The sequence below is a fragment of the Streptomyces sp. NPDC006435 genome, assembly GCF_040612315.1.
In the GTDB taxonomy this organism is placed as follows: Bacteria; Actinomycetota; Actinomycetes; order Streptomycetales; family Streptomycetaceae; genus Streptomyces.
Genome location: NZ_JBEXPY010000105.1, coordinates 3,250 through 4,714, shown reverse-complemented (window position 1 = coordinate 4,714; position 1,465 = coordinate 3,250). Strand labels below are relative to the sequence as shown.

Genomic DNA, 1,465 nt, shown 5'->3' with positions numbered 1-1,465 from the left:
TGAAATTCTGAACAACCGGTGACAACACAGCCGTTCGTTATTTCAGAACAAACACAGTGGACGCGAGCAACTGAGGACAAGCCCTCGGCCTATTAGTACCAGTCAGCTCCACCCGTTACCGGGCTTCCACATCTGGCCTATCAACCCAGTCGTCTACTGGGAGCCTTAACCAATCAAGTTGGTGGGAATACTCATCTCGAAGCAGGCTTCCCGCTTAGATGCTTTCAGCGGTTATCCCTCCCGAACGTAGCCAACCAGCCATGCCCTTGGCAGGACAACTGGCACACCAGAGGTTCGTCCGTCCCGGTCCTCTCGTACTAGGGACAGCCCTTCTCAATATTCCTACGCGCACAGCGGATAGGGACCGAACTGTCTCACGACGTTCTAAACCCAGCTCGCGTACCGCTTTAATGGGCGAACAGCCCAACCCTTGGGACCGACTCCAGCCCCAGGATGCGACGAGCCGACATCGAGGTGCCAAACCATCCCGTCGATATGGACTCTTGGGGAAGATCAGCCTGTTATCCCCGGGGTACCTTTTATCCGTTGAGCGACAGCGCTTCCACAAGCCACTGCCGGATCACTAGTCCCGACTTTCGTCCCTGCTCGACCCGTCGGTCTCACAGTCAAGCTCCCTTGTGCACTTACACTCAACACCTGATTGCCAACCAGGCTGAGGGAACCTTTGGGCGCCTCCGTTACTCTTTAGGAGGCAACCGCCCCAGTTAAACTACCCATCAGACACTGTCCCTGATCCGGATCACGGACCCAGGTTAGACATCCAGCACGACCAGAGTGGTATTTCAACGACGACTCCACAACCACTGGCGTGGCCGCTTCAAAGTCTCCCACCTATCCTACACAAGCCGAACCGAACACCAATATCAAACTGTAGTAAAGGTCCCGGGGTCTTTCCGTCCTGCTGCGCGAAACGAGCATCTTTACTCGTAGTGCAATTTCACCGGGCCTATGGTTGAGACAGTCGAGAAGTCGTTACGCCATTCGTGCAGGTCGGAACTTACCCGACAAGGAATTTCGCTACCTTAGGATGGTTATAGTTACCACCGCCGTTTACTGGCGCTTAAGTTCTCAGCTTCGCCGACCCGAAAGTCGGCTAACCGGTCCCCTTAACGTTCCAGCACCGGGCAGGCGTCAGTCCGTATACATCGCCTTACGGCTTCGCACGGACCTGTGTTTTTAGTAAACAGTCGCTTCTCGCTGGTCTCTGCGGCCACCCCCAGCTCATGGAGTAAATCCAATCACCAGTGATGGCCCCCCTTCTCCCGAAGTTACGGGGGCATTTTGCCGAGTTCCTTAACCATAGTTCACCCGAACGCCTCGGTATTCTCTACCTGACCACCTGAGTCGGTTTAGGGTACGGGCCGCCATGAAACTCGCTAGAGGCTTTTCTCGACAGCATAGGATCATCCACTTCACCACAATCGGCTCGGCATCAGGTCTCAGA

1 rRNA gene (cut by a window edge) is annotated in these 1,465 nt (G+C 55.2%); it reads right to left on the bottom strand.

The annotated features are described in order from the left end of the window. Positions 1 to 72 precede the first annotated feature (72 nt). Positions 73 to 1,465 (bottom strand): 23S ribosomal RNA (locus ABZZ04_RS39200) (it continues 1,373 nt past the right edge of the window).